Consider the following 26,430-nt stretch of genomic DNA (forward strand, 5'->3'; position numbering starts at 1 on the left):
ATCTGAGATATCAATCCTGCGAGTGCCCACACAGATTGTCTGATAAATTGTTAAAGAGCAGTGAGTTACGCGCTTTCGCTTGCTAACTCGAGGTGGCGTATATTACGCTTTCCTCTTTCAGAGTCAAGCGTTTATTTTCGCTTTTCATCTGACTGACGGGCCGGTTTGTAAGCCGTTGTGCCGTGTCAGTGGAGGCGCAGTATAGGGATTTTCTGGAAGCTGGCAAGTACCAAAATGCAAAAAAATCACCGTTCGCTCACTTTCCAGGCAAACCACTATCACAAAGCATAATATCGCCTAGTTTTTAAACAAAAACGAGCCCCGAAGGGCTCGTTTTATCTTTTTTGTGACTTACTGCACTGCCACGATATGGCCATCTTTTACTTCTAAATGCACTTGTTTCCCAGGAATCAGCTCTCCGGAAAGGATTTGCTGAGCAAGTGGGTTCTCAATTTGCTGCTGAATAGCGCGTTTCAACGGTCTTGCACCATAAACCGGGTCATAACCATTCGCGCTAAGCAGTTTCAACGCCTCTTCAGAGATAGTGACTTCATAGCCACGGTCTTCAAGACGTTTATACAAACGCTGCAACTGAATCTGCGCAATAGAAGCAATGTGTTTTTCACCCAAAGGATGGAACACGACGACTTCATCTATACGGTTAACAAACTCTGGACGGAAGTTCTGGCTAACAACGCCGAGAACAATGTCCTTCATATGACCATAATCCAACTTGCCGAAACGTTCCTGAATCAAATCAGAACCGAGGTTAGATGTCATGATCACAACCGTATTACGAAAATCGACTGTTCTCCCCTGCCCATCAGTCAGGCGCCCATCATCCAACACTTGCAATAAAAGGTTAAATACGTCTGGGTGAGCCTTCTCAACTTCATCCAAAAGAATGACTGAATAAGGACGACGGCGAACGGCTTCTGTCAGGTAACCACCTTCTTCGTAACCCACATATCCAGGAGGCGCACCGACCAGACGCGAGACCGAGTGTTTTTCCATAAACTCAGACATATCGATACGCACCATCGCGTCATCGCTATCAAACATAAAGTTTGCCAGCGCTTTACACAGTTCAGTTTTACCCACACCCGTTGGCCCAAGGAACAAGAAGGAACCAATTGGGCGATTCGGATCGGCCAATCCTGCTCGGCTACGACGGATAGCATTCGATACGGCCTCTACTGCTTCATTCTGCCCGATTACGCGGGTATGAAGTTGTTGTTCCATACGTAGAAGTTTATCGCGCTCACCTTCGAGCATGCGAGCCACAGGTATCCCAGTCCAGCGTGCCAGGACTTCCGCAATCTCGGCGTCAGTGACTTTGTTACGCAGCAGACGCATAGTTTTACCTTCATTCTGCGTTGCAGCCGCCAGTTGTTTCTCAAGCTCTGGGATTTTCCCATATTGCAGCTCGGACATTCTGGCAAGGTCACCCACACGGCGAGCCTGCTCAATGGCAATTTTCGCCTGCTCAAGCTCCGCTTTAATCGTCTGCTCGCCGGAAAGTGAAGCTTTCTCAGCTTTCCACTCTTCTTCCAGCACTGAATATTCACGTTCTTTCTGCCCTAATTCTTCCTCAAGCATACTCAAACGTTTTTGGCTCGCTTCGTCAGACTCTTTCTTTAATGCCTGCTGCTCCAGTTTGAGCTGGATAATACGGCGATCAAGACGGTCTAACTCTTCTGGCTTCGAGTCAATCTGCATACGAATACTGGAAGCCGCCTCGTCAATCAAGTCGATGGCTTTATCCGGCAATTGGCGGTCAGCAATATAACGATGCGATAAAGTCGCAGCCGCAACAATTGCCGGGTCAGTGATTTGCACATGGTGGTGCAATTCGTAGCGCTCTTTCAGCCCGCGTAAAATAGCAATGGTATCTTCAACAGAAGGCTCTGCAACGAACACTTTCTGGAAGCGACGCTCAAGTGCTGCGTCCTTCTCTATATATTGACGATATTCATCCAGCGTGGTCGCACCTACGCAATGCAACTCACCTCGCGCCAAAGCAGGTTTGAGCATGTTGCCCGCATCCATAGCACCATCAGCTTTACCCGCTCCAACCATGGTGTGCAATTCATCTATAAATAGAATGACATTCCCTTCCTGCTTAGAAAGGTCATTGAGCACACCTTTAAGACGCTCTTCAAACTCACCACGATATTTTGCACCCGCTACCAGTGAACCCATATCCAGCGATAATACTCGGCGCCCTTTCAAACCTTCAGGGACTTCGCCATTAATAATGCGCTGGGCCAGGCCTTCAACAATGGCGGTTTTACCCACCCCTGGTTCACCAATGAGCACCGGGTTATTTTTAGTACGGCGCTGCAAAACCTGGATAGTGCGACGAATTTCTTCATCACGACCGATAACGGGATCGAGCTTGCCCTGCTCCGCACGTTCGGTCAGATCAACTGTATATTTTTTCAATGCCTGACGTTGGTCTTCGGCACCCTGGTCATTCACGTTTTCGCCTCCACGCATTTGCTCAATTGCTGCTGTCACATTTGCCGTGGTAGCACCCGCTGATTTCAGTACATCAGTTAATGTTCCGCGTGATTCAAGTGCTGCCAGAACAAATAACTCAGACGAAATGAAGTTGTCATTTCGTTTTTGTGCCAGTTTGTCACACAGATTCAGTACCCGGACTAAATCCTGCGAAGGCTGGACGTCACCGCCAGTGCCTTCAACTTGTGGTAAACGGCTTAAAGCTTGCTCAATATCGGTACGCAACTTGCCAGCATTTACGCCAGCTGAAGTCAGTAAAGGACGCACAGATCCGCCTTCCTGATTGAGCAGTGCGCTCATCAAGTGAAGGGGTTCGATAAATTGGTTGTCGTGCCCGAGAGCTAAGGATTGGGCATCGGCGAGAGCAAGCTGGAATTTATTAGTAAGACGATCCAGACGCATAACTCCTCCCATATACAGGTCAAATTTGCTACTGGAGATTAAATGAGGTCATCCCTCAATTATTCAAGGTTAATGACCTGAAATATTTGAAGCTTTAGTTACCCGCACTGGATCGTCTTGATTCAATAGGTTATATCAGCCAAATGAAACTTGCCATACGGCCTGTGGTTCTGTCGCGTCGATATGAGAAAAAATCACCCGCTTCGCTGTAAGTACAACGGTCGCCACCATAGACATGGTTGATCCCAACGGCAGACAAACGCTGGCGAGCCAGTGTAAAGATGTCAGCAATGTATTTTTCCCCCGAAGGGCGAAAAGCGCTTTCAGCTTGTATATCTTTAGCCATGAATGCTTCGCGCACTTCAGGGCCAACTTCAAATGCTTCAGGACCGATAGCCGGGCCAAGCCACGCCATAATGTTTTCTGGCGCGTCTTTAAAACAGGCTACGGTTTCTTCAATCACGCCTTCGCACAAGCCACGCCATCCCGCATGAGCAGCCGCAACTTCGGTTCCTGCCTTATTACAGAATAGCACTGGCAGACAATCTGCTGTCATTACCGCACAAACGGTACCTGGCGTTGAACTATATGAAGCATCTGCACGTTTAGACAGATAAGGTTCGCCGGTAAGTTTTAGCACACCTGTACCATGCACTTGCTCTAACCAAACCGGTTTTGTAGGCAATTTGGCAGCAGCATAGAACAAGCGGCGGTTTTCTTCGACATCATCCAGATTATCACCGCAGTGAGCCCCAAGATTCAGCGAGTCGTAAGGCGGCTGACTAACGCCGCCAATACGTGTCGAACTGCAAGCGGCAACTCCTTTAGGAAGTGGCCAATGCGGGACGATCAATTTGCTCATAACCAGTCCAGTTGATCCTTATGGAGTTCTGTATCAACACGCAGCGCTTCAATCAACTCAACCATATCCTGAGGAATTGGCGCATGCCATTCCATCAACATACCGCTGATTGGATGATGAAGGCGAAGCATCGTTGCATGTAGTGCCTGACGGTCAAACTTGCGCAGTACATTTACAAACTCTTCTGACGCACCTTTAGGTGGACGCGGACGGCCACCGTACAGCTGATCGCCAACTAATGGATGAGTAATATGCGCCATGTGAACACGAATCTGGTGCGTACGACCCGTTTCCAGACGCAAACGCAAACGCGTGTGCACACGGAAGTGCTCCATGATTCGATAATGCGTGACCGCAGGTTTACCCATCGGATGTACAGCCATATGAGTACGCTTAGTTGAATGCCGACTGATTGGCTCATCTACTGTGCCACCGGCGGTCATATGACCGATCGCAACCGCTTCGTATTCACGCGTAATTTCACGTAATTGCAATGCCTCAACAAGGTGAGTTTGCGCAGGAACGGTTTTCGCCACGACCATCAAGCCTGTCGTGTCTTTATCCAGACGATGCACGATGCCAGCACGTGGTACATCGGCAATCGGCGGATAATAATGCAGTAGCGCATTCAGTACGGTCCCATCAGGGTTACCCGCACCAGGATGCACAACGAAATCACGCGGTTTGTTAATCACCAGAATATCGTCATCTTCATAGACAATATTGAGCGGGATATCTTGTGGTTCCCAGCGCACATCCTCTTCGATTTCAGCATTGATAGTGACGCTTTCTCCACCCAATACTTTTTCTTTCGGTTTGTCGCTGATTTTGCCATTGACCAGCACGCGCTGATCAAGAATCCATTCTTTTATACGCGAACGTGAATAATCCGGGAACAATTCGGCCAAAGCTTGATCTAAGCGTTGACCGAGTTGAGATTCGGATACTGTTGCGTTGAGTTGTACTAGTTGTGCCATAGACAGCTTCTTCGTTAACGTTGGGTTTTACGGCAATGCCGTTTAATATAGTGTGCTATTGTAGCTGGTCTTTATCGGGAGCTGGTACTGTGAGCCTCCCGGATAACATTCTGAGGAAAGTCAAAACGTCATGACGCGTATGAAATATCTGGTGGCAGCAGCCACGTTGAGCCTGGCTTTGGCTGGTTGCTCCAGTTCCAAGGATGAGGTTCCTGATAGTCCACCTTCTGAGATCTATGCGACTGCCCAACAAAAGTTGCAGGACGGTAACTTTAAAGCGGCGATAACGCAACTGGAAGCGCTGGATAACCGTTATCCGTTCGGGCCTTACTCGCAACAAGTGCAGTTAGATCTCATTTACGCTTACTACAAGAATGCTGACTTGCCACTGGCTCAGGCAGCTATTGACCGCTTTATGCGTCTAAATCCGACCCATCCAAACATCGACTACGTACTTTACATGCGTGGTCTGACGGACATGGCACTGGATGATAGCGCATTACAAGGTTTCTTTGGCGTAGATCGTTCTGACCGCGATCCTGCTCATGCGCGTGACGCATTCAACGATTTCTCTAAGCTGGTTCGAGGTTACCCGAAAAGCCAGTATGTCACCGATGCCACAAAGCGTCTGGTATTCCTGAAAGATCGTTTAGCGAAATATGAGCTTTCCGTGGCGCAATACTACACTAAACGCGGCGCATGGGTTGCAGTAGTTAACCGTGTCGAAGGAATGTTGCGTGATTTCCCTGATACTCAGGCCACCCGTGATGGTCTGAAGCTGATGGAAAATGCCTATCGTGAACTGCAAATGCCGGCTCAAGCCGAAAAAGTTGCAAAAATTATCGCGGCCAACGGCAGCAATACTTGATAGACCGATTTTAAAAACAAAATGGCAGCCCATGGCTGCCATTTTTATTGCCTGAAACACCAACCTGAAACGGTTTAGCGTCAGGTCATCCAATCAAATATGGACGCTATTTCTCCGTTCCACAAGCGCTAAAAACAGAGATCCTGTCCTGCCTCACAAAAAGGGTTTGTTGACAAAAAGCGACAAAACAATGTGATTTACATCACACATTTTGACATTCAGAAAGGTATGCTGGAGTTACCAAGACGGGAAAGACAAGAGGTAACTTTATGACAATGAACATTACCAGCAAACAAATGGAAATCACCCCAGCTATTCGTCAGCACGTCGCAGACCGTCTCTCTAAACTGGACAAGTGGCAAACTCATCTAATTAACCCACATATTGTTTTGTCCAAAGAACCGAAAGGTTTCGTGGCTGATGCCACCATTAATACGCCAAACGGCCAGCTCGTAGCGAGCGCCAAACACGATGATATGTATACGGCTATCAACGATTTGATCAACAAACTGGAGCGGCAGTTGAATAAAGTGCAACACAAGGGTGAAGCGCGTCGCACAGCAGGTTCAGTGAAAGACGTTGCTATCGCGGAAGTTGAAGAAGAGTAATGAATTAGCTTTGTTACACTCAACGCGCCTCCGGGCGCGTTTTTTATTGACAGAGCGAAAACAGAGCGAGTACCTTACTTGTCTGACTTATCAGGAACCAACCATGAAATTAATTCCGTTTTTCTTCGCATTCTTTTTTACCTTCCCCTGAATGGGAGGCAATTCGTCGTGTGATAAAGAATGCGAAGACGAACAAACAGGCCTCCCCAAGCGGGAGGCCTTTTTTATGGACTTCGAAAAGGTAGCGTTATGAGTGAGACAAACCCATTGCTGGCACTGCGCGATAAAATCAGCGCCCTGGATGTAAAATTGCTGGCATTGCTGGCAGAGCGTCGCTTATTGGCTGTAGAAGTCGGAAAAGCCAAGCTCGCAACTCACCGCCCGGTACGTGATATCGACCGCGAGCGTGACTTGCTGGAGCGCCTTATCAACCTCGGTAAAGCGCATAATCTGGACGCTCATTATATTACGCGTTTGTTCCAACTTATCATTGAAGATTCAGTTCTGACGCAGCAAGCGCTATTACAGCAACACCTTAATAAAACCAATCCGCAATCAGCACGGATTGCTTTCCTTGGGCCAAAAGGTTCTTACTCGCACCTGGCCGCACGTCAGTATGCTGCTCGTCACTTCGAGCAATTCATTGAAAGTGGCTGTGCCAAATTCCATGACATCTTTAACCAGGTTGAAACTGGTCAGGCGGATTACGCCGTTGTGCCGCTAGAAAACACCAGCTCCGGTGCGATAAACGATGTCTACGATTTGTTGCAGCATACGAGCTTGTCCATCGTTGCCGAAATGACCGTGCCAATCGATCACTGCGTGCTTGTCAACGGCACGACAGATTTAGACACAATCCATACGGTATACAGCCATCCGCAGCCTTTCCAGCAATGCAGCCAATTCATTAACCGCTATCCGAACTGGAAAATCGAATACTGCGAAAGCACCTCTGCGGCGATGGAAAAAGTGGCTCAGGCCAACTCTCCACATGTCGCAGCGCTTGGCAGTGAAGCCGGTGGGGCGTTGTATGGTTTGCAAGTTCTGGAACGTAATCTGGCTAACCAGACGCAGAACATTACCCGTTTCATCGTACTGGCACGCAAATCGATTGAAGTGACCGACCAGGTCCCAGCCAAAACGACATTGCTCATGGCGACAGGTCAGCAAGCTGGCGCATTGGTAGAAGCCCTTCTGGTGTTACGAAATCACAATCTGATTATGACAAAACTGGAATCGCGCCCGATAAACGGCAACCCGTGGGAAGAGATGTTTTATCTGGATGTTCAGGCAAACCTGAATGATGAAGCAATGCGCAAAGCACTACGCGAGCTTGGTGAAATCACTCGTTCGATGAAAGTGCTTGGCTGTTACCCAAGTGAAAACGTTGTACCTGTCGACCCGGCTTGATACTGGCAGTAAGCCAGCGTCAAGCTGGCTTACTGGCTCACTTTGAATTTCAGTTTCGGCATCCCTGCAACCGCGACTTGAAGTGTAAAAATCGCACCAGAAAGCGGCCTTTCAGTAACTTCACTATCACCCATATTTTCTCGCGTCGTCGTAATGAACAACGTTTTCATGTCATCGCCACCGAAACACACCATCGTTGGGCAGCGTACCGGCAACTGATGTTCTTCCAGAACATCGCCATCAGGTGATAAACGCGCAATACGGTAGCCATCAAACAGCGCCGTCCAGTAGCAACCTTCTTCGTCTATCGCCGCGCCATCGGGTATCCCCTGCCCTGGCTCAAAGCGCTTAAACACTTCACGCTTCCCCGGTTCACCATTTTCTTCCAGAGGGGTTCGATAAATCACGCGGTTAGGCGTATCGGATGTGTACATCCATTTTTTATCTTCACTGAATGCCAAACCGTTAGCGCCATGAATATCATGTTGGACAACATGCGCAGTCAGATCGTTATCTACGCGACATAACAATGCGCCATTGTAGTCACCTGGTCCCCAAAATGTTCCGGCATAAAAACGCCCATCTCTGTCAGTGCCGCCATCATTGAAACGAGCCAAAGCGGGGTTACTCGGATTGTCACAGACTTTGCAAGTGATAAGGCCAGTACGGTTAGTGAGGTAAATTCCACTTCGCAACGCGACAATAAAGCCCCCTGTTTCACACAAAGCAAAACAGCCGACTTCCTCGGAAAACTTAATCACATCGTGTTTACTGTTTATCGTGCTGTAACGATGAATTTCATTTTCAAGAATGTCCGTCCAGTAAAGGCAATTTTCTTCTGCACTCCACGTAGGGCATTCGGGTAAATGACCTGTGTAATCGAACAGAACTTGCGGCTGCGCCATTTCTTTATCCTTATAGCCATTAAAAAAGCCACCAGGTTTCCCTGATGGCTTTTGAGTATAAAACCTTTATTGAAATTACGGTCGGCTATCATTTGCCTGACGTAACAAAGTTCGACTTTCGCTCTGGAAGCGCTGTGCGTAATCGCCAAACCAATGTTCGACTTTACGGAAGCTGTCGATGAAAGCTTGCTTATCACCGTGTTCAAGTAAGCTAATTGCCTCACCGAATCGCTTGTAGTAACGCTTGATAAGTTCCAGATTGCTTTCGGAAGACATAATAATATCGGCGTAAAGCTGTGGGTTCTGGGCGAACAATCGACCTACCATCGCCAGTTCCAGGCGATAAATGGGTGATGAAAGCGCAAGTAACTGTTCGAGCTGAACATTCTCTTCAGCCAGGTGAAGACCATATGCAAAGGTTGCAAAGTGGCGCAACGCCTGAATAAATGCCATGTTCTGATCGTGTTCAACAGCGGTGGAACGGTGCAAACGAGCACCCCAGACTTGAATTTGTTCAAGGAACCACTGGTAAGCTTCTGGTTGACGGCCATCGCAATAGACCACGACCTGCTTCGCAAGACTTCCGCTATCTGGGCCGAACATTGGGTGTAACCCAAGAACGGGACCTTGATGCGCGGCCAGCATGGCTTGTAGCGGGCCATTTTTCACCGACGCCAGATCAACCAGAATACAGTCATCAGGCAAACGTGGAAGTTGGGAGATAACTTGCTCGGTAATATGAATCGGCACACTGACAATCACCATGCCCGCATCAACCATCAACTCCGCAGCCTGCGCCCAGTCTTCTTTTTCCAGAATGCGCACCTGATAGCCAGAAAGGGTGAGCATCTTTTCAAACAGACGCCCCATCTGCCCGCCGCCACCGACAATAACCACCGGACGCAGCGCAGGAAACAGTGTTTTAAACCCTTTGTCATTCTCGCTCGAGTAAGACTCGCGCATGACTCGGCGCAGCACATCTTCAATTAAGTCAGGAGGAACGCCCAGCATTTCTGCCTCCTTGCGGCGTGAAGCTAGCATTGCAGCTTCACGTTCCGGGACATAAATCGGTAAACCATACTGGCTTTTGACTTCGCCAACTTCCGCTACCAATTCCAGGCGGCGTGCCAGCAACCCCAGCAACGCCTTATCCACTTCATCAATTTGATCGCGCAGCGCGGTCAATTCAGCCACCATAGTAAAACCTCTTATGCCTTACGCGCCGCAAGCGTGCCGTTCAGATCCTGATGAATCTCGCGCAGTAAGGTCTCAGTCGTTTCCCAATCGATGCAAGCATCTGTTACAGAAACACCGTACTTCATTTCACTGCGTGGTTGCTCTGATGATTGATTACCTTCGTGGATATTACTTTCTATCATCAGGCCAATAATCGAACGGTTACCATCTTTAATTTGAGCGACAGCTGATTCAGCCACGCCCGGCTGGCGGCGGTAGTCTTTGTTTGAGTTGCCATGGCTGCAATCTATCATCAAGGCTGGGCGGAGTCCCGCCTGCACCATCTCTTTTTCACACTGTGCGACATCTGCCGGGCTGTAGTTTGGTGCTTTGCCTCCGCGCAAAATCACATGGCCATCAGGGTTCCCCTGAGTTTGCAGCAAGCAAACCTGGCCTGCCTGGTTGATGCCAACGAAACGGTGCGGCATAGATGCAGCACGCATCGCATTTATCGCAGTCCCAAGGCTACCGTCAGTCCCATTTTTAAATCCAACAGGCATTGAAAGGCCCGAAGCCATTTCACGGTGGGTCTGGGATTCAGTGGTACGTGCACCAATCGCGGACCAGCTGAACAAATCGCCCAGGTATTGCGGGCTGTTCGGATCAAGTGCTTCTGTCGCCAGCGGCAGACCCATGCTGACCAATTCTACGAGTAAGTGACGAGCAATTTTCAAACCAGCTTCAACATCAAACGAGCCATCCATGTGTGGGTCGTTGATCAGCCCTTTCCAGCCGACGGTAGTACGTGGCTTTTCAAAATAGACGCGCATCACGAGGTACAGACTATCGCTAACTTCTTCAGACAACGTTTTAAAACGACGAGCATATTCAATCGCAGTTTCAGGGTCGTGGATCGAGCAAGGTCCACACACCACCAACAGACGAGGATCGCGGCCAGCGATAATATCGGAAATCGTCTGGCGGGAGTGCTCGATCTGCACTTCTTGAGCAGCAGTCAGTGGGAATTCCGCTTTCAGTTGATCCGGAGTGATTAATACCTGTTCGTCAGAAATATGAACGTTGTTCAGCGCGTCTTTTTGCATGATGGCAGTCCTGTTAGCTCGTTTGCGATAGTCGTTTCCTCAGTGAGGATGGCACTACCTTACCATCTTTAGTAAAGAATGCAATCCATATTGCGTAAACAATAAATTACACATAGGAAATAAATGCCGCTTAAAGCCCATTAAATCACAATTAATGTAAACATAAATATACACAACTGCATAATCACGCTTGTTTTATGCTCAACCATGCACTCTGTAAAAATAGCGTAATGCAAAGTCATAAGCGCTCTATGCTCAGATAATACGCTTTGAAATGGATATCCCCACTATGCGCTACCTGGCTCTGATTCCGATCCTGTTACTGTCTGCTTGTTATGTTGATCCCTACACGCATGCGCCAACCCCGGCTCCTACCGACTGGTATCAGGCAGGTTGGGATGATGCGATGTCTGGACAGCCAATAAGAAGTAATCCCGTCATTGCACATTTGCATAACGATGAAAATGTGGATCGTGAAGAATGGTTAAAAGGATATGCGGATGGCCAGCAGCGGATTTGTGATCCAAAGTTTTTAGCCATTCAGGGACAAAGTGGGAAATCATTCCCTTCCAGTTGTGAAACGCTGCCAGATGTAGCTGAGCGCCGCGCAATATGGGAAAAAGCCAGCCGTGAGGGATTACAGGAATCCCTCATGCATTAAACAAAAAAGGGCTGCCAAATGGCAGCCCTTTATATGGATGTCGCGTTAGCGAAATCTTACTTAGTAAGACGCTCTTTGATACGAGCAGATTTACCAGTACGCTCACGCAGGTAGTACAGTTTAGCTTTACGAACGGCACCACGACGTTTAACAGTAATGCTGTCGATTACTGGGGAGTGAGTCTGGAATACACGCTCAACACCTTCGCCGTTGGAAATTTTACGAACAGTGAATGCAGAGTGCAGACCGCGGTTACGGATAGCAATAACCACGCCCTCAAATGCCTGCAGACGTTTTTTAGAACCTTCAACGACCCATACTTTCACTTCCACGGAATCACCCGGACGGAATGAAGGTACATCCTGTTTCATCTGTTCTTGTTCAATTTGCTTAATAATGTTGCTCATAATTTAATCTCTTATCCTGGGTAAACTGATGTATTGGGTGGTATGAACCATGCCCATCATGTTTATGTTGCTGTATTTGCGTGTTCCCGTTGGAACTCCGCCAGCAACCTTGCTTGCTCTTCAGTCAGAGCCAGGTTTTCCAGAAGTTCAGGTCTTCTAAGCCAGGTACGGCCCAGCGACTGCTTCAGGCGCCAACGTCGAATCTCTGCATGGTTCCCCGACAGTAATACTGGCGGAACCTCCATGCCTTCTAACACTTCAGGACGAGTATAGTGTGGGCAGTCAAGCAATCCATCAGCAAACGAATCTTCGATTGCTGATGACTGATGTCCCAGAACTCCCGGAATAAACCGTGAAACCGAGTCAATCAGCACCATTGCTGGTAATTCACCACCACTGAGTACGTAATCGCCGATTGACCATTCTTCATCAATTTCGGTTTGGATTACGCGCTCATCTATCCCTTCGTACCGGCCACAAACCAGAATTAGCTTCTCATTTGTTGCCAGTTCGCTGACGCCTGCTTGATCAAGCTTGCGCCCCTGAGGTGAAAGATAGATAACCTTAGCACCTTCCCCTGCCGCTGCTTTCGCTGCGTGGATGGCTTCCCGTAAAGGGTTTACCATCATAAGCATACCCGGTCCGCCGCCGTAAGGACGATCGTCCACGGTACGGTGCCGGTCATAAGTGAAGTCACGTGGACTCCAACTTTGGATGCTCAGCAGGCCATTTTTTACTGCCCGGCCAGTTACCCCGAAGTCGGTAATTGCGCGGAACATCTCTGGAAACAGGCTAACTACACCAATAAACACAAGCCAATCCCCATTACGCCGTCTTTTACCGTTAATCCGGAGGTTTTAAAAACCAGGATCCCAATCTACTTCAATGGTTTGAGTAGCGAGATCGACTTTCTTGATAACCTGCCCATCGAGGAACGGAACCAGCCGCTCCTTGATACCGAACGCATCCTTCAGGTTTGCCTTAATGACGAGAACGTCATTTGAGCCGGTTTCCATCATGTCGATGACTTTACCAAGCTGATATCCCTGAGTCGTCACTACCTGGCAACCCATAAGGTCTTTCCAGTAATAGTCACCCTCTTCGAGATTAGGCAGTTGCGTTGAATCAATCACAATTTCGCAATTAGTGAGCAGATTCGCAGCATCCCGGTCATCAACGCCTTTCAGCTTGATAACCAGATCCTGATTGTGGTGCTTCCAGCTTTCCAGCTGTACTTGCTGCCACTGACCCGCCTTCTGGATAAACCAGGGCTGATAGTCAAAAATGCTATCGGCGTCTTCGGTAGAGGAAAACACTCTGAGCCAACCACGAATACCATAACAGGAGCCCATCTTGCCCAATACGATTGGGTTAACAGGTGCCTTTGGAGCGAGTTGATTGCTCATCATGACCACCGTGACAGATTAAGCTGCTTTTTTTGCTGCTTTGATCAGCGCAGATACGCGATCAGACAGGGTTGCGCCTTGGCCAACCCAATGCTCGATGCGATCCAGATCCAGGCGAGTAGCCTCGTCTTTTTCGCTAGCGATAGGGTTGAAGAAACCAACGCGCTCAATGAAGCGACCGTTACGTGCATTACGGCTGTCAGTAACAACAACCTGATAGAACGGACGCTTTTTTGCGCCGTGACGTGCTAAACGAATAGTTACCATAACATCCTCTTTAGTGAATAAAACACCGGGCCCCGTCGAGGGACGGAGCCCGGTGTCATATTAAAAGCCCGAAAATTGTACTCATTCCTGAGCGGAAATCAATTTTTGTTTTGCTGGCAAAACAAAAATTGCAGAAATTAACGACCTGGGAAACCTGGCGGCATCATACCTTTCATGCCGCGCATCATTTTCGCCATTCCGCCCTTCTTCATCTTCTTCATCATGCGCTGCATGTCATCGAACTGCTTAAGCAGACGGTTGACATCCTGCACCTGCATACCCGCACCCATCGCGATACGACGTTTGCGTGAACCTTTGATAATCTCTGGCTGCGCACGCTCTTTGAGCGTCATGGAATTAATAATGGCTTCCATACGCACCAGGACTTTGTCATCCATTTGCGACTTAACGTTATCCGGCAATTGCCCCATGCCTGGCAATTTGCTCATCATACTCGCCATGCCGCCCATGTTTTTCATTTGTTTCAGCTGATCGAGGAAATCGTTGAGATCAAACCCATCGCCTTTCTTCAGCTTGCTTGCCAGCTTTTCAGCCTGAGCACGGTCAACTTTGCTCTCAATATCTTCGATAAGCGATAAAACATCGCCCATCCCCAGAATACGAGAAGCAATACGATCAGGGTGGAAAGGTTCCAGTGCTTCGGTTTTTTCGCCTACACCCAGGAACTTAATTGGCTTACCGGTGATGTGACGAATAGAAAGTGCCGCACCGCCGCGCGCATCACCGTCGACTTTCGTCAGCACGACGCCCGTCAGTGGCAACGCTTCGTTGAAAGCTTTTGCGGTATTTGCCGCATCTTGCCCCGTCATGGCGTCTACAACAAACAGTGTTTCAACTGGATTAATCGCAGCATGAACCTGTTTGATTTCATCCATCATCGCTTCATCAACGTGCAAACGACCAGCGGTATCCACCAGCAGCACGTCAAAGAACTTCAGCTTCGCTTCTTTCAGCGCAGCATTAACGATATCGACAGGTTTTTGCCCGACATCTGAAGGGAAGAAATCGACACCAACTTGTTCAGCCAGCGTTTCCAGCTGTTTTATCGCCGCCGGACGATAAACGTCGGCAGAAACGACCAGCACTTTCTTTTTGTGCTTTTCACGCAGGAACTTACCTAATTTACCTACGCTAGTCGTTTTACCCGCACCTTGCAGACCCGCCATTAACACTACGGCTGGCGGTTGTGCCGCAAGATTCAGGCTCGCGTTCTCTTCGCCCATCGCCGCGACCAATTCGGCACGAACGATTTTGACGAACTCCTGACCTGGGGTCAGGCTTTTGTTAACTTCGTGACCAACCGCTTTTTCTTTCACGCGGCTGATAAAGTCTCGCACCACCGGCAGCGCAACATCCGCTTCCAGAAGTGCCATGCGCACTTCGCGCAGAGTTTCTTTTACATTCTCTTCAGTCAGCCGCCCGCGGCCGCTGATATTGCGCAGTGTGCGCGACAGACGGTCAGTTAAATTATCAAACATTGTCTTTTGCCTAACGTGGTAACTTAGGGCCGCAGCTTGCGACACAAAACAGAATTTGGCGGATTATACCCTAAATAGTTCAAGTTGTGGGTAGGCGGCAAGGGAGCTTATCCCCACGAGCTTACTAAAGTAAGTGATTGGGGTAAGTGAGTGCAGCCAACACCCCCATAACTTGTAGTATGACGGGTATATAACATGAAGCCGCCTTTGGTGTGATGCAACGGTTAGAGTTGGAGCAGGCGGCAGGTAACGTTATACTGCTTTTTTTCATCTCTGGCTAATTGACCGACACTTTATATGCCTGTTTTCGCAATCCTTGCGCTTGTAGCCTATTCCAGCAGCCTCGCGCTGATTATCCCCAGTCTGCTGACAAAGAACAGCGGGTGGCGTCGTTTCGCTATTATATCGGCCGTTATCGCGCTTGTAAGCCACGGTCTGGCGCTCGAAGCGCGTATTTTTGCCGCCGACGGTGGTCAAAACCTCAGCCTGCTTAACGTCGGCTCGTTAGTCAGTTTGATGATATGTACCGTGATGACCATCGTGGCTTCACGAAATCGCGGCTGGCTGCTGTTACCGATTGTTTACGCTTTCGCCTTAATCAATCTGGCGCTGGCGACCTTCATGCCCAACGAATTCATCACCCACCTTGAAGCCACGCCGGGTATGATGGTGCACATTGGTTTGTCGCTGTTTGCCTACGCGACGCTGATTATTGCTGCACTTTATGCGCTGCAACTGGCATGGATTGATTATCAGCTCAAGAATAAGAAACTTGCCTTCCGCGCTGAAATGCCGCCATTGATGAGCATTGAGCGCAAAATGTTTCACATCACCCAGGTCGGCGTTGTACTGCTGACGTTAACCCTTTGCACCGGCCTGTTTTATCTGAAAAATCTTTTCAGCCTGGAAAACGTTGATAAAGCGGTATTGTCGATTCTCGCATGGTTTGTCTACATCGTTTTACTGTGGGGACACTATCATGAAGGTTGGCGTGGGCGCCGTGTCGTGTGGTTTAACGTTGCGGGTGCCGCTATTCTGACGCTCGCCTACTTCGGCAGCCGAGTTCTACAACAATTCGTCAGCTAATTTTGCATTTTTAAAGGACACACCTTTTGGAACACATCTCAACCACCACGCTGATCGTTACCTTGATCATCATGGTGGTGGTATCGGCGTACTTCTCCGGTTCAGAAACCGGCATGATGACGCTTAACCGCTATAAACTCCGCCACCTTGCCAAACAGGGCAATCGCTCGGCAAAACGGGTTGAAAAACTGCTTCGCAAACCAGACCGCCTGATTAGCCTGGTGCTCATCGGCAATAACCTGGTCAACATTCTGGCCTCGGCCATTGGCACCATCGTCGGCATGCGTTTGTACGGCGACGCAGGTGTCGCCATCGCCACCGGTATCCTCACCTTCGTGGTACTGGTGTTCGCTGAAGTCCTGCCAAAAACAATTGCCGCGCTGTATCCGGAAAAAGTCGCCTTCCCAAGTAGCTTCCTGCTCGGGCCGTTGCAAATACTGATGATGCCGCTGGTGTGGCTGCTCAACATCATCACACGTATGTTGATGCGTCTTATGGGTATCAAAAACGTCAGTACCGTAAATAGCGCGTTAAACAAAGACGAATTGCGTACCCTTGTGCATGAGTCACACACAAAAATCTCCCGTCGCAACCAGGATATGCTGCTCTCGGTGCTGGATCTCGAAAAAATGAGCGTCGACGACATCATGGTGCCGCGCAACGAAATTGTGGGCATAGACATCAACGATGACTGGAAATCTATCGTACGCCAGCTGACACACTCCCCACATGGCCGCATTGTGCTGTATCGCGATACATTGGACGATGCCATCAGCATGCTGCGTGTCCGTGAAGCCTACCGTTTAATGACGGAAAAACAGGAGTTCACCAAAGAAACTCTGCTGCGTGCCTCTGATGAAATTTACTTTGTGCCTGAAGGGACGCCGCTCAGTGTTCAGTTGGTAAAATTCCAGCGCAACAAAAAGAAAGTCGGTCTGGTCGTTGACGAATACGGTGACATTCAAGGGCTGGTAACGGTTGAAGATATTCTTGAAGAGATTGTTGGCGATTTCACTACATCGATGTCTCCAACGCTTGCCGAGGAAGTTACGCCACAGAACGACGGCTCCGTCATTATTGAAGGTAGCGCCAATGTGCGTGAAATCAACAAGGCTTTTAACTGGACGCTGCCAGAAGACGAAGCGCGTACCGTAAACGGTATGTTGCTTGAAGAACTGCAAGAGATCCCAGCCATCGACACGCGAGTGCGATTGAGCCATTACGATATCGATATTCTCGACGTACAAGACAACATGATTAAGCAAGTGCGCGTGACGCCTGTGACACCACTTCGCCAAAGTGTTGAAGAATAATCAGCGTTGAGAATGACAGAGACAAAAAAGCCAGCCTTCGAGGCTGGCTTTTTATTTCAAGCGTTTAAATCAAATTACGCTTTTGCTTTCGCCACAGAAACCATGGCTGCACGCAGTGTGCGACCATTCAGGGTGTAACCCTTCTGCATCACCATCAGTACGTGGTTTGGAGCAACATCTTCAGACTCAACCATGGCAATCGCCTGGTGTACATCCGGGTTGAACGGCACATTGGTATCGCCAACCACTTCCACACCAAACTTACGTACCACATCAAGCATCGATTTCTGAGTTAATTCGATGCCTTCAATCATGGCGGCTAAGTCGGTGTTGGACTTGTCTACCACTTCCAAAGCGCGATCCAGGCTATCAATCACCGGAAGCAGCTCGTTGACAAATTTGTCCAGAGCGAACTTGTGCGCTTTCTCGATATCGAGCTCAGTACGGCGACGGAGGTTTTCCATTTCCGCTTTGTTGCGTAACACACTGTCACGCTCGCGCTGCTGAATTTCTTCCAGTTGCGCTGTTAAATCGGCAATTTTTTCATCGCGCGGATCAACCACTTCGGCACCCTCTACGGCCTCGACTTCTTCGTGGCTTTCCATTGCAATTTCGTCCGAGACTTGCTCGTCTGGTGTTTTCTGATCTTTACTACTCATGAATTTCTCCGCGTTTTTAGCATTCATCTCGCTGGTTCGCTTATTATGGGGATCAGTTTCCGGGATTCAAGGGAACGTGACATATTGTCATAAACGACTGCATCACTGCGCATAAGGACCATCAGCATAATGAACAAACATTTCAACTGCATTGGTATTGTCGGGCACCCACGTCACCCTACAGCCCTAACCACGCATGAAATGCTGTATCGCTGGCTCTGCACCAAAGGCTACGACGTCATTGTCGAGCAGCAAATTGCCCAGGAACTTAATCTCAATAACGTGAAAACCGGCACGCTGGCGGAAATAGGCCAACAGGCTGATCTCGCGGTTGTTGTAGGTGGTGATGGCAATATGCTTGGCGCAGCCCGCGTTCTTGCTCGTTATGATATCAAAGTCATTGGCATCAACCGCGGCAATCTCGGCTTTCTTACCGACCTTGACCCAGACAACGCACAACAGCAACTCGCAGATGTGCTTGAAGGACACTACATTGCCGAGCGCCGCTTCTTGCTGGAAGCCCAGGTGTGCCAACAGGATACCCCGACGCGCCTGAGTACCGCGATTAACGAAGTCGTGCTACACCCAGGCAAAGTGGCGCACATGATTGAATTCGAAGTCTATATCGATGAGATTTTCGCTTTTTCGCAACGCTCTGATGGGTTGATCATTTCGACACCGACCGGCTCTACCGCCTATTCGCTCTCCGCTGGCGGGCCAATTCTTACTCCGTCACTTGATGCCATTACCCTGGTGCCGATGTTCCCGCACACACTGTCTGCACGCCCACTGGTCATCAACAGCAGCAGCACCATTCGCCTGCGCTTTTCGCATATGCGTAACGACCTGGAAATCAGTTGTGACAGCCAGATTGCGCTACCGATTCAGGAAGGTGAAGACGTATTGATCCGTCGCTGCGACTACCACCTCAATCTTATTCATCCAAAAGATTACAGCTATTTCAATACATTGAGCTCAAAACTCGGCTGGTCAAAAAAATTGTTCTAAAAAGTAGCCCAGCCTCTTTACTGTATATAAAACCAGTTTATACTGTATGAAAACACAGTCATGTCTTTTCATACAGGAAAGCAATTATGCTGGCACAACTCACCATCAGTAACTTCGCCATCGTTCGTGAACTGGAAATTGATTTTCACCACGGCATGACCGCCATTACCGGTGAAACAGGTGCCGGTAAATCCATTGCTATTGATGCCTTAGGGTTGTGCCTGGGTGGCCGTGCGGAAGCCGATATGGTTCGCCAGGGCGCTACTCGTGCCGATCTCTGCGCCCGCTTTTCCTTAAAAGATACTCCCGCAGCCCTGCGTTGGCTCGAAGAAAACCAGCTCGATGATGGGCGTGAATGTCTGCTACGCCGCGTCATTAGCAGCGATGGACGTTCACGCGGCTTCATCAACGGAACCGCGGTTCCCCTTTCCCAGTTGCGCGACCTCGGTCAAATGCTGATTCAAATTCATGGTCAGCACGCACATCAGCTTTTGCTGAAACCAGAACATCAAAAAAACCTGCTGGATGGTTATGCGGGTGAATCTGCTCTGCTTGCAAAAATGGCAGAAAGATACCGCGAATGGCATCAAAGCTGCCGCTCTCTGGCGCAACATCAACAACTGGCTCAGGAACGTGCAGCCCGCTCTGAACTGCTTCAGTATCAACTGAAAGAACTCAATGAATTTTCCCCGATTGCAGGTGAATTTGAGCAGATTGATGAAGAGTACAAACGTCTGGCGAACAGTGGGCAATTGATATCTGTCAGCCAGCAAGCGTTAGCAATCCTCGCTGATGGCGAAGACAACAACCTGCAAAGCCAGCTGTATACCGCGCGTCATTTAATGGAAGAACTGGTTGGGATGGATAGCAAACTTTCAGGTGTTTTAACAATGCTTGAAGAGGCCACTATTCAGATTACGGAAGCCAGCGATGAACTGCGTCATTATTGTGACCGTCTGGATCTGGACCCTAATCGTCTTTATGAACTGGAACAACGCATCTCCAGGCAAATCTCATTGGCCCGTAAACACCATATTTCGCCGGAAGAACTGCCATTGTTCCATCAACAGCTCCTCGAAGAGCTACAGCAGCTTGATGATCAAGCCAGTTCTCAAGATGAATTAATGCAGGCGGTAACACTCCATCACCAACAAGCACTGAGCATTGCGCAGGAGCTGCATCAGCGCCGCGCGCATTATGCAGCAGAGCTTTGCCAATTGATTACCGCAAGCATGCATTCGTTGTCGATGCCACACGGTAAGCTAGCCATTGATGTTGAATTTAATGAAAACCATCTGACCGCTGAAGGGGCAGACCGCATCGACTTCCGTGTCAGTACTAACCCTGGCCAACCATTACAGCCGCTGGCAAAAGTGGCCTCCGGCGGCGAGCTTTCACGTATCGCCCTCGCCATTCAGGTCATCACCGCGCGCAAAATGGAAACACCTGCACTCATCTTCGATGAAGTGGATGTCGGGATCAGCGGCCCAACGGCAGCCGTTGTCGGTAAATTATTACGTCAGTTAGGTGAATCCACTCAGGTCATGTGCGTAACGCACCTGCCGCAGGTTGCAGGGTGCGGGCATCATCACTTCTTTGTCAGTAAAGAAACCGATGGCGAAATGACTGAAACTCACATGCAGCCGCTGGACAAACGCTCACGCCTGCAAGAATTGGCTCGTTTGCTCGGTGGCAGCGAAGTCACTCGTAACACGCTTGCCAACGCAAAAGAGTTGTTGGCGGCTTAAAGGCGATTGTTAAATATACATCCCGACAACGCTCTGCTAATCGTTCAAAAAACAATCGCTCAGTCAGCATATTGTTAATTGAGCATGTTTTAAGCCAACTTTTTTGCCGTACCAGGGTCAGAGTTAAGCGCCTTAATGTTTTAAACTGCGTAAAGGTTTATTATCATCGGCATATTATGAATGAGCCATGTGCTGCTCGGGCCCGAAAAGGAATCAAATCACTATGCGCTGTAAAACGCTGACTGCTGCCGCAGCGGTTCTTCTTATGCTGACCGCAGGCTGTTCCACTCTGGAGCGAGTGGTTTACCGCCCCGACATTAACCAGGGGAACTACCTGACACAGAACGATGTGTCAAAGATCCGTACTGGCATGACTCAACAGCAAGTTGCGTATGCTCTGGGTACGCCAATGATGACTGATCCATTCGGTACAAGCACCTGGTTCTATGTCTTCCGCCAGCAACCAGGCCATGAAAAAGTGACTCAGCAAACGCTGACGCTGACTTTCAACAGCAGTGGTGTGTTGACCAACATCGACAACAAGCCGAAGCTGGAAAACGAATAACCAACAAAAAAGGTGCCGATGGCACCTTTTTTTTGGCTACTTCTTAGCGGATTTTTCTGCTCGTTGGCGTCTGAGCTCTTTAGGATCGGCAATCAGTGGACGATAAATTTCCACCCGATCCCCCTCATTAACCGTGTCGGTCAATTTTACCGGACGGCTAAAAATGCCAACTTTATTCTTCGACAGATCGATATCCGTGCGCAGTTCAAGAATGCCTGACCTGGTAATTACCTGCTCAACCGTTGTGCCCTCTGCAACTCTAACCTTGAGCAAATACTGCTTTTCAGGCAGCGCATAAACGACTTCAACCGTGATATCAGGCGACACTGTAGACCTCTTTGGCACGAACGGTAAACGCCTGAACCATGTTTCCCGCTAACTCTTTGAAGATACGACCAAAAGCCAACTCGATAAGTTTATTCGTAAACTCAAAATCGAGCTGGAACTCGATACGGCATGCTTCCGCGCTCAGCGGTGTAAATTTCCAGCCTCCCATCAATGACTTAAATGGCCCATCGACAAGATGCATCAGAATACTGTGATTGCTGGTAAGCGAGTTACGCGTGGTGAAAGTTTTGCTGATCCCCGCTTTGGAAACATCTACCGCCGCCGTCATCTGATCATGCGACGCGTCAATGATCCGGCTGCCAGTGCAACCCGGTAAAAAGTCAGGGTAGGATTTCACATCGTTAACTAATTGATACATCTGCTCCGCGCTATAAGGCACCAGCGCAGTACGGGTAATCTGAGGCATAGCATTTCCTGAGAGTCACAAAACACGCAAATAATACCATTTATCATCATGCAAAGAAAAACTCTTAGCCCAGAGCCGTGCTAAGATATGCCTTCATCCTCGCAGCGAAGCGGGGTGTATTTGAACTCCTGGATTACTTATACTGAGCAGCACTATGACAAAGAAAAAAGCATACAAACCAGGTTCAGCCACCATTGCGCAAAACAAACGCGCCCGCCATGAATACTTTATCGAAGATGAGTTTGAAGCGGGACTCGTGCTACAAGGCTGGGAAGTAAAATCTCTGCGTGCCGGGAAGGCCAACATCGGTGATAGCTACGTCATTTTGGTAGACGGCGAAGCATTCCTGTTTGGTGCCAACTTTACCCCGTTAAATGTGGCTTCAAGTCATGTAGTCTGCGACCCAACGCGTACCCGTAAACTCCTGCTTAACCAACGTGAGCTTGATAACCTTTACGGGCGTATTAACCGTGAAGGTTACACCGTTGTCGCCCTGTCGATGTACTGGAAAAATGCCTGGTGCAAAGTGAAAATCGGCGTGGCAAAAGGTAAGAAACAGCACGACAAGCGTAATGATGTGAAAGACAAAGAATGGGCGGTTGATAAAGCCCGCATTATGAAACACGCAGGTCGTTAAGCTTATACCCGTCATACTTCAAGCTGCTTATGCGTTGGCTACTCCCGCTCACCCCAGTCACTTACTTGTGTAAGCTTCTGGGGATTGATGAGCCTCATCCGTGAGGCTCACCCTACGGGCCAGCGCAAGCGCTGTTCAAATCTGTTCCAGACAGATTTGTCACGGCCTTGCCGCCTTTAAGCAACTCGAATTATTTTGGGTATAAATATTTGATGGATGGCAACGCGCCATCCACTAAAGCCCTCAAACTATTTCCTCAAACTACCGCTCACGCAGTGATTCTTTCACCTTGTTCAACGGCTTCACCAGATAATCCATTACCGTTTTTTGCCCGGTTTTGATTTCTACACTCGCCACCATGCCCGGTAAAATGGGGAAGCGCTTGCCGTTACGGTTATGCAACTCCGCGTTTTGGGTGCGAACATAAACCCGGTAATAATACTGGTCACGCTTCACCTCATCCTGCAATGTATCCGGCGAAACCACCTCTACCGTACCCTGCAAATTTCCATAGATTGATGAATCATAAGCGGTGATTTTCACCGTCGCCGCAAGTCCTGGCCTGATGTAGGCAATATCTCGTGGGTTGATACGCGTTTCGATCAATAACTGATCCTCAAGCGGCACAATCTCCATCAGTTTGCCGCCCGGAGGCAAAACGCCGCCGACGGTCGTCACCTGCACATCTTTCACGACCCCACGCACGGGCGAAAAGAGTGACGCGCGGTCCAGCTGATCCGCTTTACCCGCCATCACTTGCAACTGCGCATCCAGCTCGGCGTTATTCTTCACCTGCTCTTCACGGGCTCGAACTGCAAACTGATTACGCGCATCGTCGATTTTGCCTTTCAGTTCGGTCGCCTGACGCTGCAAGCGGATAACCTCAACGGCCCCCGCCGCCCCTTTCGCCACCAGCGGTTGCGTCATTCTCAGTTCTTCCATCACCAGCTTGTAAGAGCTTTGCAAATTGGCGACCGTTTCATCCAGATTACGACGGCGTGAATCGTAGAGTTGCTTTTCACGCGCCACTAAATCAGGCGCGCGCAATGACTCTGCGCTAAAACGCAACGGCTCACCGGTTAACTCAGAACGCAAACGTTCAGAAGATGCCCGCAGAGCCAACGCCCTGGCGGCGGCTTCACCATAGTTAGACTGAAAACGGGTAGGATCAAGTCGCGCCAGCATTTGCCCTTTATTGACGATATCGCCTTCGTGAACCAACAACGCGCTGACAATCCCGCCGTCCAGGCTTTCAATCAGCTGCGCATGGCTCGATGGCGTCACTTTCCCGGTTCCCACCGTCACTTCATCGAGAGTGGCAAACCACGCCCATCCCGCGAAACCCAACAACCCAAATAACGTTAACCAGACCACCGATGAATAAAAGCGTCCCTGGCGAGCGAGGTCATCCTGAAGGCTTAATTGACTCATGGGAAACTCCTCAGGCGATAGAAGCCACATTGCTGTTGCGTTGAGCCTGATTAAGAATGGTGTCGCGCGGCCCATCAGCCACTACTTTGCCGTTCTCCATCACCACAATTCGGTCGACCAATTTAAGCAACGCCGGGCGATGCGTCACCAGCACCAGAGTGCGCCCCGTAAGCCAGTTGTGCAGTTGCCGAATCACATAAGCCTCGAGTTGCTCATCCATAGAAGCCGTCGGTTCATCTAACAAAACGATTTGTGGATTGCGCACAATCAGGCGGCTCAGCAGAACCATTTGCCGCTGTCCGCCGGATAATCCCCGCCCGCCTTCGTTGATGATGCGGTCGAGACTTGCCGCGTCTTGTTGCACCATCGACAGCGCGCCACTAATGCGCAGCGCCTGGAGTAACTCACTTTCGCTGGCATGCGGGTGCCCGAGCATCAGATTCTGGCGCAAAGTGCCGAAGAACAGACGCGAATCCTGAGAAAGAAAACCAATCTGGCGGCGCACATCCACCGGGTCGATATGGGCAATATCCACGCCATCAATAATCAGCTTGCCTTTGCTGGTGTTAGCCTGGCCGGAGAGCAATTTCAGTAACGTCGATTTCCCCGCGCCCACTTTGCCCAGTATTGCCACGCGCTCGCCGGGTTTGATCTCAAGGGAAGAAATCGCCAGCGCCTGCTCGCCCTTTTCAACATCGTAACTGTATTGCGCATCCTGAAACTGGTAATGACCCGCCAGCACTGGGCAATGGGCCATCTTGCGCTGAGGATCTTTATCGAGTGGTTTCTTCAGCAATTCATTCAGGCCAGTCATCGCCGTTTTGGCGTGCTGCCAGCGGGAAAAGACCATTGTCAGTTGCATCAATGGCGCGATAGTGCGGGAAGATAACAGGCTACAGGCGACCATCGTCCCGGTGGTAATCTCCCCTGCCAGCACCAGATAACTGCCGAACACCAACATTCCGGCATAAGTAATTTGCTGCACCGTAGACGCCCAACCGCTCAGCCGTGCGCCCCAGATTCGCTGCTTCATACCGATATTTGCGCCAACCGAATGAGAGTGTTCCCACTGGCGTTGAAAATACGGTTCCGCCTGCAAGGCTTTGATGTCTTCCACCCCTTCAATGGATTCCACCAGAACCGCGTTACGCACCGCACTTTCGCGCATCCCTTCTTTGGCCAGTTTTGCCATCGGCCACTGCACCAGAATGCCAGGAATAACGATCAGCGGGATCGCCAGTAATGGGATCAGTACCAGCTCACCACCCACCAGCGCCATGATCCCGAGGAACAGCAGTACGAATGGCATATCCATTGCTGCCCCCACGGTGGTGGAGGTCAGCAATTCCCGCACTTGATCAATTTCGCGCAACTGGGAAATAAACGATCCGGTCGATTTCGGGCGGGCATCGTTCTTAATCGCCATTGCCCGGGCGAAGAACAGGGAGGAAACGTGTAAATCGATGTGTTTGCCCATAATGTCGGATATATGGGTACGGGAAAGGCGGATGAAAAATTCCAGAAAAGCGGCAAATAACACGCCGAAAAACAGTACCCATAAAGTCGGGATCGATTGCGCCGGGATCACGCGGTCATAGACCTGCATCGAAAACAGAATCCCCGCCAGTGCCAGCACGTTACCCACTACGGACGCGAGGGAAATCTCAACCAGCTTGCGACCGGCATGACGGAAATGCTGCCAGAACCAGTGTGGCTCCCAGGGCTTAGTGAAATCGTCTATGCGGGCGTCACTGCTACGCGCTGCAATACCCAATAACACTACGTCCGCTTCCACCCGAGCCAGCAAGGTTTCCAGCGACTCTTCTCGCACCAGGTCGCCCCCATCGCTCAGCCAGTAACTGACCGTCCCTTCCGCGCTTAATGCTTCCAACAGAATCAGTGCGCCGCTATCGAGTTGCACAATGACGGGCAGCGTTTGCGTATGCCAGCGCACTTTTTCTTTCGGCATGATGCGCATTTGCAGTCCCATCAACCCGCTTAACCGTTCCAGGCGATGAGGCAGCGGAAGATTTTCAAACCAGCGCATTTGTTGACGCACCGCCGGTGCATCCGCAGGTAAACCAAAGCGCCCTGCGGCACGGACCATCGCGGCAATCCAGCATTCAGTATCAGGCAGTTGAGACATGCAATACTC

Annotated in this window: 26 protein-coding genes, 1 pseudogene and 1 other annotated feature; of the genes and pseudogenes, 11 read left to right on the forward strand and 16 right to left on the reverse strand. The window is 49.7% G+C overall.

The features are described 5' to 3' along the window. Window positions 1–351: 351 nt before the first annotated feature. From clpB to rluD, 3 genes are all read right to left on the reverse strand, one after another. Complete coding sequence (clpB, locus tag BSPA111_RS06135; protein ID WP_183270309.1) at window positions 352–2,925, reverse strand: ATP-dependent chaperone ClpB; 2,574 nt, start codon at window positions 2,923–2,925, stop codon at window positions 352–354. A 130-nt stretch (window positions 2,926–3,055) separates the two neighbouring features. After that, a complete protein-coding gene (yfiH, locus tag BSPA111_RS06140; RefSeq protein ID WP_183270310.1) occupies window positions 3,056–3,787 on the reverse strand; it encodes a purine nucleoside phosphorylase YfiH in 732 nt (243 codons plus the stop codon). After that, window positions 3,784–4,764: a 23S rRNA pseudouridine(1911/1915/1917) synthase RluD gene (rluD, locus tag BSPA111_RS06145; protein WP_183270311.1), complete on the reverse strand. Its 981-nt coding sequence runs from the start codon at window positions 4,762–4,764 to the stop codon at window positions 3,784–3,786. Before rluD ends, yfiH begins: the two co-directional genes overlap by 4 nt. Before the next feature lie 130 nt (window positions 4,765–4,894). Between rluD and bamD the strand changes: the two genes are divergently transcribed. From bamD to pheA, 4 genes are all read left to right on the forward strand, one after another. Then, window positions 4,895–5,632 (forward strand): outer membrane protein assembly factor BamD, encoded by a 738-nt coding sequence (bamD, locus tag BSPA111_RS06150; protein WP_183270312.1) that lies wholly within the window; start codon window positions 4,895–4,897, stop codon window positions 5,630–5,632. A 269-nt stretch (window positions 5,633–5,901) separates the two neighbouring features. Then, window positions 5,902–6,240, forward strand: a complete 339-nt coding sequence (raiA, locus tag BSPA111_RS06155) for a ribosome-associated translation inhibitor RaiA (protein ID WP_183270313.1) — start codon at window positions 5,902–5,904, stop codon at window positions 6,238–6,240. 102 nt (window positions 6,241–6,342) lie between these two features. Further along, window positions 6,343–6,468 (forward strand) — a sequence feature (Phe leader region). Further along, a complete protein-coding gene (gene pheL / locus BSPA111_RS22515; protein ID WP_101706155.1) occupies window positions 6,344–6,391 on the forward strand; it encodes a pheA operon leader peptide PheL in 48 nt (15 codons plus the stop codon). Its footprint overlaps the feature before it by 48 nt. Before the next feature lie 21 nt (window positions 6,469–6,489). Further along, on the forward strand, window positions 6,490–7,650 hold the full coding sequence (gene pheA, locus BSPA111_RS06160) for a bifunctional chorismate mutase/prephenate dehydratase (RefSeq protein ID WP_183270314.1): 1,161 nt from the start codon (window positions 6,490–6,492) through the stop codon (window positions 7,648–7,650). Window positions 7,651–7,679: 29 nt separating this feature from the next. On the opposite strand, the gene BSPA111_RS06165 is transcribed toward pheA, so the two are convergent. From BSPA111_RS06165 to aroF, 3 genes are all read right to left on the reverse strand, one after another. Continuing rightward, entirely contained in the window at window positions 7,680–8,555 is an 876-nt protein-coding gene (locus tag BSPA111_RS06165) for an SMP-30/gluconolactonase/LRE family protein (protein WP_183270315.1), read from the reverse strand. A 75-nt stretch (window positions 8,556–8,630) separates the two neighbouring features. After that, complete coding sequence (tyrA, locus tag BSPA111_RS06170; protein ID WP_183270316.1) at window positions 8,631–9,752, reverse strand: bifunctional chorismate mutase/prephenate dehydrogenase; 1,122 nt, start codon at window positions 9,750–9,752, stop codon at window positions 8,631–8,633. Between the two features lie 11 nt (window positions 9,753–9,763). Continuing rightward, the gene (aroF, locus tag BSPA111_RS06175) at window positions 9,764–10,834 is read right to left on the reverse strand and encodes a 3-deoxy-7-phosphoheptulonate synthase AroF (RefSeq protein WP_183270317.1); all 1,071 of its coding nucleotides are present in this window, start codon (window positions 10,832–10,834) and stop codon (window positions 9,764–9,766) included. Window positions 10,835–11,123: 289 nt separating this feature from the next. Here aroF and BSPA111_RS06180 point away from each other — a divergent pair, with 289 nt between their 5' ends. Further along, the gene (locus tag BSPA111_RS06180; RefSeq protein WP_183270318.1) at window positions 11,124–11,495 is read left to right on the forward strand and encodes a DUF2799 domain-containing protein; all 372 of its coding nucleotides are present in this window, start codon (window positions 11,124–11,126) and stop codon (window positions 11,493–11,495) included. A gap of 56 nt (window positions 11,496–11,551) precedes the next feature. On the opposite strand, the gene rplS is transcribed toward BSPA111_RS06180, so the two are convergent. The 5 genes and pseudogenes from rplS to ffh all read right to left on the reverse strand — a co-directional run bounded on the left by rplS (window position 11,552) and on the right by ffh (window position 15,074). Next, on the reverse strand, window positions 11,552–11,902 hold the full coding sequence (rplS, locus tag BSPA111_RS06185; protein WP_034457314.1) for a 50S ribosomal protein L19: 351 nt from the start codon (window positions 11,900–11,902) through the stop codon (window positions 11,552–11,554). A 52-nt stretch (window positions 11,903–11,954) separates the two neighbouring features. Further along, window positions 11,955–12,714: pseudogene (gene trmD, locus BSPA111_RS06190) on the reverse strand (tRNA (guanosine(37)-N1)-methyltransferase TrmD); the annotation flags it as partial. Window positions 12,715–12,759: 45 nt separating this feature from the next. Continuing rightward, window positions 12,760–13,308, reverse strand: a complete 549-nt coding sequence (rimM, locus tag BSPA111_RS06195; protein ID WP_183270320.1) for a ribosome maturation factor RimM — start codon at window positions 13,306–13,308, stop codon at window positions 12,760–12,762. Window positions 13,309–13,326: 18 nt separating this feature from the next. Further along, on the reverse strand, window positions 13,327–13,575 hold the full coding sequence (gene rpsP, locus BSPA111_RS06200; protein WP_139882735.1) for a 30S ribosomal protein S16: 249 nt from the start codon (window positions 13,573–13,575) through the stop codon (window positions 13,327–13,329). A 137-nt stretch (window positions 13,576–13,712) separates the two neighbouring features. Continuing rightward, window positions 13,713–15,074 (reverse strand): signal recognition particle protein, encoded by a 1,362-nt coding sequence (ffh, locus tag BSPA111_RS06205; RefSeq protein WP_183270321.1) that lies wholly within the window; start codon window positions 15,072–15,074, stop codon window positions 13,713–13,715. A gap of 297 nt (window positions 15,075–15,371) precedes the next feature. On the opposite strand from ffh, the gene BSPA111_RS06210 reads away from it, so the two are divergent. Then, window positions 15,372–16,160, forward strand: coding sequence for an inner membrane protein YpjD (locus BSPA111_RS06210; RefSeq protein ID WP_183270322.1), 789 nt, complete (start codon window positions 15,372–15,374; stop codon window positions 16,158–16,160). Window positions 16,161–16,186: 26 nt separating this feature from the next. After that, window positions 16,187–17,473 (forward strand): HlyC/CorC family transporter, encoded by a 1,287-nt coding sequence (locus BSPA111_RS06215; protein ID WP_183270323.1) that lies wholly within the window; start codon window positions 16,187–16,189, stop codon window positions 17,471–17,473. A 74-nt stretch (window positions 17,474–17,547) separates the two neighbouring features. Here the strand turns inward: BSPA111_RS06215 and grpE are convergent, their stop codons facing one another. Then, window positions 17,548–18,132, reverse strand: coding sequence for a nucleotide exchange factor GrpE (gene grpE / locus BSPA111_RS06220; RefSeq protein ID WP_183270324.1), 585 nt, complete (start codon window positions 18,130–18,132; stop codon window positions 17,548–17,550). A 129-nt stretch (window positions 18,133–18,261) separates the two neighbouring features. Between grpE and nadK the strand changes: the two genes are divergently transcribed. The 3 genes from nadK to bamE all read left to right on the forward strand — a co-directional run bounded on the left by nadK (window position 18,262) and on the right by bamE (window position 21,453). Continuing rightward, a complete protein-coding gene (gene nadK / locus BSPA111_RS06225) occupies window positions 18,262–19,140 on the forward strand; it encodes an NAD(+) kinase (RefSeq protein ID WP_183270325.1) in 879 nt (292 codons plus the stop codon). Window positions 19,141–19,226: 86 nt separating this feature from the next. Then, a complete protein-coding gene (recN, locus tag BSPA111_RS06230) occupies window positions 19,227–20,888 on the forward strand; it encodes a DNA repair protein RecN (RefSeq protein WP_183270326.1) in 1,662 nt (553 codons plus the stop codon). A gap of 223 nt (window positions 20,889–21,111) precedes the next feature. After that, entirely contained in the window at window positions 21,112–21,453 is a 342-nt protein-coding gene (gene bamE, locus BSPA111_RS06235; protein ID WP_183270327.1) for an outer membrane protein assembly factor BamE, read from the forward strand. Between the two features lie 36 nt (window positions 21,454–21,489). Here bamE and BSPA111_RS06240 read toward each other — a convergent pair whose 3' ends face one another. Both BSPA111_RS06240 and BSPA111_RS06245 read right to left on the reverse strand, forming a co-directional pair. Next, entirely contained in the window at window positions 21,490–21,780 is a 291-nt protein-coding gene (locus BSPA111_RS06240; protein WP_183270328.1) for an RnfH family protein, read from the reverse strand. Beyond that, window positions 21,770–22,207: a type II toxin-antitoxin system RatA family toxin gene (locus tag BSPA111_RS06245; protein WP_183270329.1), complete on the reverse strand. Its 438-nt coding sequence runs from the start codon at window positions 22,205–22,207 to the stop codon at window positions 21,770–21,772. The genes BSPA111_RS06240 and BSPA111_RS06245 overlap by 11 nt, the downstream gene beginning before the upstream one ends. A 154-nt stretch (window positions 22,208–22,361) precedes the next feature. Here BSPA111_RS06245 and smpB point away from each other — a divergent pair, with 154 nt between their 5' ends. After that, the gene (smpB, locus tag BSPA111_RS06250) at window positions 22,362–22,844 is read left to right on the forward strand and encodes an SsrA-binding protein SmpB (RefSeq protein ID WP_183270330.1); all 483 of its coding nucleotides are present in this window, start codon (window positions 22,362–22,364) and stop codon (window positions 22,842–22,844) included. Between the two features lie 261 nt (window positions 22,845–23,105). Here smpB and BSPA111_RS06255 read toward each other — a convergent pair whose 3' ends face one another. Continuing rightward, complete coding sequence (locus tag BSPA111_RS06255; protein ID WP_183270331.1) at window positions 23,106–24,275, reverse strand: HlyD family efflux transporter periplasmic adaptor subunit; 1,170 nt, start codon at window positions 24,273–24,275, stop codon at window positions 23,106–23,108. Between the two features lie 10 nt (window positions 24,276–24,285). Then, complete coding sequence (locus BSPA111_RS06260) at window positions 24,286–26,421, reverse strand: type I secretion system permease/ATPase (RefSeq protein ID WP_183270332.1); 2,136 nt, start codon at window positions 26,419–26,421, stop codon at window positions 24,286–24,288. Between the last annotated feature and the right edge of the window lie 9 nt (window positions 26,422–26,430).

It is taken from the genome of Buttiauxella sp. A111, assembly GCF_014189855.1.
Classification (GTDB): domain Bacteria; phylum Pseudomonadota; class Gammaproteobacteria; order Enterobacterales; family Enterobacteriaceae; genus Buttiauxella; species Buttiauxella selenatireducens.